This window comes from Bradyrhizobium genomosp. III, from assembly GCF_000261705.1.
Taxonomy (GTDB): domain Bacteria; phylum Pseudomonadota; class Alphaproteobacteria; order Rhizobiales; family Xanthobacteraceae; genus Bradyrhizobium; species Bradyrhizobium ottawaense.
In genome coordinates, this window is record NZ_AJQF01000214.1 from 24,060 (window position 1) to 30,597 (window position 6,538).

Consider the following 6,538-nt stretch of genomic DNA (forward strand, 5'->3'; position numbering starts at 1 on the left):
GGCCGTTTTGTTTTGGGCGAGGTGCGAGCCGCGAGCGCCGGGTGAGGGTTCTGTCCTCTTGGGGGTTCTCGCCAGCGGAGACACCCTCTCCCCAGCCCTTCCCCGCAAGCGGGGGAGGGAGCGCGCCATTTTTCCCGGCGACAGCTACGTCCTCGTCGCCTGCCAGGTGCCGCTGCACCGATCGCCGGAAATGATGCCCTTCCACGACCCTGTGCCGTTCACGCCGGCGAGCCGGCCGCCGCCGCTGGCATGGGACGCGCCGACCGAGACCTGGACCGCCACAGCACCGCCGCGATTGACCTTGCCGGAAACCCGGCCGCCGCCGGCGGACGACACCCGGCTACCGGTCACGGTGAAGGGGACGCTGTAACCGGAGCTGCAATTGCCCCGCGTGGTGGCGAAGGTGACGTTCCAGATGCCGTCATAGCCGCCGACCCGGGCATCGGCCGTCGATGGCAGCGCGGCCGTGGCGAGCACGGCCAGAAGCGCCAGATGGCGCGGACGGGCGAAAACAGTCGAAGAGGGAAGCGATCGGGAAAAATGGGCCATTTTGGTCCTGCTCCAGGCGACAGGCTTGCACATGAGGGTCGCAATGCCGGATAGTCGCCGGGCTGGTTTCGCCGGTTCATCGTTGCCAATCGGCCTGTCCTCTGTCATAAGCGCAGCCTTCATCGCCCGGCTGATTAAGGGCTGCCGTGGCGGTGTTTCGTGCGGGTTTCGCGCTTGTTCGAAAAACCTGAGCACAATCAACGCTCTAACGAGCATTTTTGACGGCCAGCCGCCTTCGCGGGCGGAACTCTGTGGCCATTAGGAGAGCCAAATGCCCAAGCTGAAGACCAAATCGGGCGCTAAAAAGCGCTTCAAGGTGACTGCCACCGGCAAAGTGATGTTCGCCCATCGCGGCAAGCGTCACGGCATGATCAAGCGGACGAAGAAGCAGATCCGTCAGCTGCGCGGCACCGCGGTGCTGTTCAAGACCGACGGCGACAACGTCAAGAAGTACTTCTTGCCGAACGCCTGATCGCGTCCACGATCATTGCCAACCGTGCCGCGTCTTGCGCGGCAATCCGATAACCAAAGTCATCTCTGAAGGATTTTGTCATGTCTCGCGTCAAACGCGGTGTGACCGCCCACGCCAAGCACAAGAAAGTCTACAAGGCCGCCAAGGGTTTCTACGGCCGCCGCAAGAACACCATCCGCGCCGCCAAGCCGGCCGTGGAGAAGGCCCAGCAGTACGCGTTCCGTGATCGCAAGCGCAAGAAGCGGACCTTCCGCGCGCTCTGGATCCAGCGCATCAACGCTGCCGTTCGTCCGTTCGGCCTGACCTACAGCCGATTTATCGACGGCATGGCCAAGTCCGGGATCACCGTGGACCGCAAGGTGCTGTCGGATCTCGCGATCAGCGAGCCCGCGGCGTTCCAGGCGATCGCCGAGAAGGCCAAGGCTGCGCTCGCTGCCTGAGCCCTGCGGCGCTAGCGGCCGGCTCTGCCGGCCTTCAGCGCACGTTGCGAGTAGCGCTGGGCGACCTCCGCCCGGCAGAAGGCCGTGGCCGAGATATACATGGTGCCGGACTTGCTCCGGTACTTCTGGTCGCAGACCCGCAACTCGCGCTGGTAGCTGAGCTTCTGTGGCGGCTGCAGCTGGCCGATGAAATCGGCCTCGCACTTCTTCTCGACCACGTCACCGAACTGTACGTCGCCGCTGGCGCCGTATGCGCAGGCCTCGAACTGCTTCATGGCACGCTCGCAGCCCGGTGCCGCGTTCAGGGCCACGACGATGTCATCCATCGACGTGGATTTGGCCTGGCATTCTTCGGCGGCGAGAGCCGCGCCTCCCAGAAAGCCTTCCAAGAGAGCCAAGGCAGGGCCGGCCACCCAGAATCGCAAACGCATCGTCCCCTCCTTCGCGTTCAGGTTGGTGCCAGCCATGCCTTTGCGGTTCAAATGCCCCGCATTTACGACGTCCAATCGGCTTGACGTTCCGCCCCGGCTGCGGCCACAACCCGGCAGCCTTTTGCAAGTTTGAGGGATCCGACCGTGTCCGACCTCGCCAGTCTCGTTCAATCCATCCTCGCGCAGATCAGTGCTGCCGACGACGAAGCGGCCCTCGAAGCCGTCCGCGTCGCCTCGCTCGGCAAGAAGGGCTCGATCTCAGCCTTGCTGGCAACGCTCGGCAAGATGTCGCCGGACGAGCGCAAGACACAGGGCGCCGCGATCAACCAGGCGAAGGACGAGGTCACCCAGGCGCTCGCCGCCCGTCGCGACGTGCTGAAATCGGCGGCGCTCGATGCGCGGCTCGCGTCCGAGACCGTCGATGTCACGCTGCCGCTGCGCGATGCGCCGACGGAAGCCGGCCGTATCCATCCGCTGAGCCAGGTCTGGGACGAGCTGACCACGATCTTCGCCGACATGGGATTCTCGGTCGCCGAAGGCCCCGACATCGAGACCGACGATTACAACTTCACCAAGCTGAATTTTCCGGAAGGCCATCCGGCGCGCGAGATGCACGACACCTTCTTCTTCCATCCGAAGGAGGACGGCTCGCGCATGCTGCTTCGAACCCACACCTCGCCGGTGCAGGTGCGCACCATGCTGAGCCAGAAGCCGCCGATCCGCGTGATCTGCCCGGGCCGCACCTACCGCATCGATTCGGACGCGACCCACACGCCGCAATTCCACCAGGTCGAAGGCCTCGTCATCGACAAGACTTCGCATCTCGGCCACCTCAAATGGATCCTGCACGAGTTCTGCAAGGCGTTCTTCGAGGTCGACCACATCAACATGCGCTTCCGCCCGTCGTTCTTCCCGTTCACCGAGCCGTCGCTGGAAGTCGACATCCAGTGCCGCCGCGACAAGGGCGAGATCCGCTTCGGCGAGGGCGAGGACTGGCTCGAGATTCTCGGCTGCGGCATGGTGCACCCGAACGTGCTGCGCGCCTGCGGCATCGATCCCGATGAGTATCAGGGCTTCGCCTGGGGCATGGGCATCGACCGCATCGCCATGCTGAAATACGGCATCGCCGACCTCCGCCAGCTGTTCGACAGCGACGTTCGCTGGCTGTCCCATTACGGCTTCAAGCCGCTGGAGGTGCCGACGCTGGCTGGGGGATTGAGCTCGTGATGATCTGCTGGGACACGATCGCCCCAGCGGCGAGGACAGTCGGACTCCCTCTCCCGCTTGCGGGGGAGGGTTGGGGTGGGGGTCTCTCCTCGATGGGGTTGCCAATGGTCGATCCTGAACATCCGGACTGGAAGAAATCGGCCAAGCTGCGAGCCAATGCTCGCGCGCTCAGGCGCGATTCAACCGATGCAGAGCGAATCCTCTGGTCGGAACTGCGCGGCCACCGACTGAACGGCGCGAGCTTCCGCCGCCAAGTGCCGATCGAGAATTACATCGCCGATTTCATCTGCCACGCAGCCAAGCTCGTCATTGAGCTCGACGGCGGCCAACACTTCTCGAATGATGGCGAGCGCGCCGACGCGCGTCGCTCCAGCGCAATCGAAGCGATGGGCTTCAAGGTGCTCCGCTTCAGCAACCTCGATGTCATGACCAATCGTGGCGGCGTTCTCGAAACCATCGCGACCACCGTCGCGGAGAGAGCCCCCACCCCAACCCTCCCCCGCAAGCGGGAGAGGGAGCAGACCGTCTCCGTGGAGAAAAAACAGCCATGAAATTCACCCTCTCCTGGCTGAAGGATCATCTCGAGACCGACGAGCCGCTCGACAAGCTCGCCGAGAAGCTCACGATGATCGGGCTCGAGGTCGAGAACATCGAGGACAAGGCGAAGGCGCTGAAGCCCTTCACCATCGCGAAGGTAATCTCGGCCGAGCAGCATCCGAATGCGGATCGCCTGCGCGTCTGCATGGTCGATACCGGTGACGGCGGTGCGCCGGTGCAGGTCGTGTGCGGCGCGCCGAATGCGCGTGCGGGTCTCGTCAGCGTGTTCTCGCCGCCCGGCACCTACATTCCCGGCAAGGACATCACGCTGGGCGTCGGCACCATCCGCGGCGTCGAGAGCCGCGGCATGCTGTGCTCGGCGGCCGAGCTGCAGATCTCCAACGACCATGACGGCATCATGGAATTACCGCCGGACGCACCCGTTGGCGCCGGCTATGCCGAATGGGCTGCGCTTGGCGATCCCATGATCGAGATCAACCTGACGCCCAACCGGCAGGACTGCACCGGCGTGCACGGCATCGCGCGCGACCTTGCCGCCGCCGACATGGGCAAGTTCAGGGATCCCGCCATCAAGCCGATCAAGGGCGAGTTCGCGTGCCCCGTGAAGGTCACGGTCGAGGATTCCACGCTGTGTCCAGGCTTCGCGCTCCGCCTCGTGCGTGGCGTCAAGAACGGTCCGTCGCCGGAATGGCTGCAGAAGCGGCTGACCGCGATCGGGCTGCGCCCGATCAACGCGCTGGTCGACATCACCAACTTCATGACCTACGACCGCGCACGGCCGCTGCACGTGTTCGACGCCAGGAAGGTGAAGGGCAATCTCGTCGTGCGCCGCGCGCGCGAGGGCGAGACGCTGCTCGCGCTCGACGGCCGCACCTACAATCTCGATCCCGCCATTTGCGTGATCGCGGATGAGCACGGCGTCGAATCGCTCGCCGGCATCATGGGCGGCGAAGCCTCCGGCTGCGATGATGATACCACCGACGTGCTGATCGAATCGGCACTGTGGAACGAGATCAACATCGCCCAGACCGGCCGCAAGCTCGGCATCAATTCGGACGCGCGCTACCGCTTCGAGCGCGGCGTCGATCCGGCCTTCATGGTGCCTGGGCTGGAGCTGGCGACCAGGCTGGTGATGGAGATGTGCGGCGGCACGCCGTCCGAGACCGTCGTGGTCGGCAAGGCCTTTGGCGATGACCGGGTGATCGATTTCCCGGTGACCGAGGTCAAGCGCCTCTCCGGCATCGAGGTGCCGCAGCCGGAGATGAAGCGCATCCTGACCCATCTCGGTTTCATGATGGCGGGCCCGGGGCCGGTGGTGAAGGTCGCGGTGCCGTCGTGGCGCACGGATGTGCACGGCAAGGCCGACATCGTCGAGGAGATCGTCCGCATCTACGGCGTCGACAAGGTGCCGATGACGCCGTTCGAGCGCGGCGAGGACGCGCGCAAATCGGTGCTGACACCGCTCCAGCTGCGCACCCGCCGCGCCCGGCGCGCGCTCGCAAGCCGCGGCATCATCGAAGCGGTGACCTGGTCGTTCATCACGAAGTCCGCGGCAAAATTGTTCGGCGGCGGCCAGCGCGAGCTCGAAGTCGCCAACCCGATCGCGTCTGATCTCTCTGACATGCGCCCGACGCTGCTCGCGGGCCTGATCGCGGCCGCACAGGCGAACGCCAATCGCGGCGTGAGCGATGTCGCGCTGTTCGAGGTTGGACAAATTTTCAAGGGCGATCGCCCGCAGGATCAGTTCATGGCGGCGAGCGGCGTACGCCGCGGCTTTGCCTCCTCGGAAGGTCTGGGACGGCACTGGTCGGGCTCGACCCAGGCTGATGTGTTCGACGCCAAGGCGGATGCGCTGGCCGTGCTGGCAGCCGCCGGCGCGCCGATGCAGGCGCTGCAGATCGTCGCCGGCGGTCCGGCATGGCTGCATCCGGGCCGCTCCGGCACGATCCAGATCGGGCCGCAGAACGTGCTCGGGCATTTCGGCGAGGTGCACCCGAGAGCGCTCGAGGCGCTCGGCGCCGACGGTCCGCTGATGGTGTTCGAGGTGATCCTCGACCGCATCCCCGAGGCGAAGAAGAAGCCGACCCGCGCCAAGCCCGTGATCGAGCTCTCGGCATTCCAGCCCGTCACGCGCGACTTCGCGTTCATCGTCGATCGTACCATGAAGGGTGGCGACATCGTGCGGGCCGCGCAGGGCGTCGACAAGAAGCTGATCACCGGCGTGAACGTGTTCGACGTCTACGAGGGCAAGGGCATCGACGACGACAAGAAGTCGATCGCGATCGCGGTGACGATCCAGCCGCGCGAGAAGACGTTGACCGATCAGGAGATCGAAGCTGTCGCGGCGAAGATCGTGGCCGAGGTCACGAAGAAGACGGGCGGCACTCTTCGCGGATGACCCTGGCGGATTTTCTCCCGAAGGACGTCAGCCTCACCATTGCGATGGCGCTCTGCGCCGTCGCCTTCGTTTCCGGCACTGCACGCGGGTTCTCCGGCTTCGGCTCGGCGCTGATCTTCATGCCGCTGGCAAGCAGCATTGCTGCGCCACGGCTCGTCGCCGCCTTGCTTCTGGTGATCGATTTCGTCGCGGCGGCACCGCTGCTGCCCGACGCATGGCGTAAGGCCGACCGCAAGGCGACCGCGGTCATCGTGCTGGGCGCGCTGGTCGGCGTGCCCGTCGGCACCTATTTCCTCAGCGTGCTCGAGCCCGTCACCACGCGCTGGATCATCTCCTGCTTCGTCGCCGCGCTGTTGCTCCTCCTGCTGTCGGGTTGGCGCTATCGCGGCAAGGACCACACCTGGCTCTCGGTCGGCATCGGCGGCCTGTCGGGCTTCTGTAGTGGCCTCGCGCAGACCGGCGG

At 65.3% G+C, this 6,538-nt stretch carries 8 protein-coding genes; 6 read left to right on the top strand and 2 right to left on the bottom strand.

Annotation, left to right across the window (positions count from 1 at the left end):
- Positions 1-144: 144 nt before the first annotated feature.
- Positions 145-549 (bottom strand): hypothetical protein, encoded by a 405-nt coding sequence (locus tag IC66_RS0118620; protein ID WP_038948624.1) that lies wholly within the window; start codon positions 547-549, stop codon positions 145-147.
- Positions 550-820: 271 nt separating this feature from the next.
- Here IC66_RS0118620 and rpmI point away from each other — a divergent pair, with 271 nt between their 5' ends.
- Both rpmI and rplT read left to right on the top strand, forming a co-directional pair.
- Positions 821-1,021 (top strand): 50S ribosomal protein L35, encoded by a 201-nt coding sequence (gene rpmI, locus IC66_RS0118625; RefSeq protein WP_008143958.1) that lies wholly within the window; start codon positions 821-823, stop codon positions 1,019-1,021.
- Between the two features lie 80 nt (positions 1,022-1,101).
- On the top strand, positions 1,102-1,461 hold the full coding sequence (rplT, locus tag IC66_RS0118630; protein WP_027561620.1) for a 50S ribosomal protein L20: 360 nt from the start codon (positions 1,102-1,104) through the stop codon (positions 1,459-1,461).
- Between the two features lie 11 nt (positions 1,462-1,472).
- Here rplT and IC66_RS0118635 read toward each other — a convergent pair whose 3' ends face one another.
- Complete coding sequence (locus IC66_RS0118635) at positions 1,473-1,967, bottom strand: hypothetical protein (protein ID WP_244429126.1); 495 nt, start codon at positions 1,965-1,967, stop codon at positions 1,473-1,475.
- 69 nt (positions 1,968-2,036) lie between these two features.
- On the opposite strand from IC66_RS0118635, the gene pheS reads away from it, so the two are divergent.
- The 4 genes from pheS to IC66_RS0118655 all read left to right on the top strand — a co-directional run.
- On the top strand, positions 2,037-3,119 hold the full coding sequence (pheS, locus tag IC66_RS0118640) for a phenylalanine--tRNA ligase subunit alpha (protein WP_028139431.1): 1,083 nt from the start codon (positions 2,037-2,039) through the stop codon (positions 3,117-3,119).
- 104 nt (positions 3,120-3,223) lie between these two features.
- Positions 3,224-3,670, top strand: coding sequence for an endonuclease domain-containing protein (locus IC66_RS0118645; protein WP_038948627.1), 447 nt, complete (start codon positions 3,224-3,226; stop codon positions 3,668-3,670).
- Complete coding sequence (gene pheT / locus IC66_RS0118650) at positions 3,667-6,075, top strand: phenylalanine--tRNA ligase subunit beta (protein WP_038948628.1); 2,409 nt, start codon at positions 3,667-3,669, stop codon at positions 6,073-6,075. The genes IC66_RS0118645 and pheT overlap by 4 nt, the downstream gene beginning before the upstream one ends.
- On the top strand, positions 6,072-6,538 hold a 467-nt coding region (locus IC66_RS0118655), incomplete at its 3' end, for a sulfite exporter TauE/SafE family protein (RefSeq protein ID WP_038948629.1). The genes pheT and IC66_RS0118655, both read left to right, overlap by 4 nt.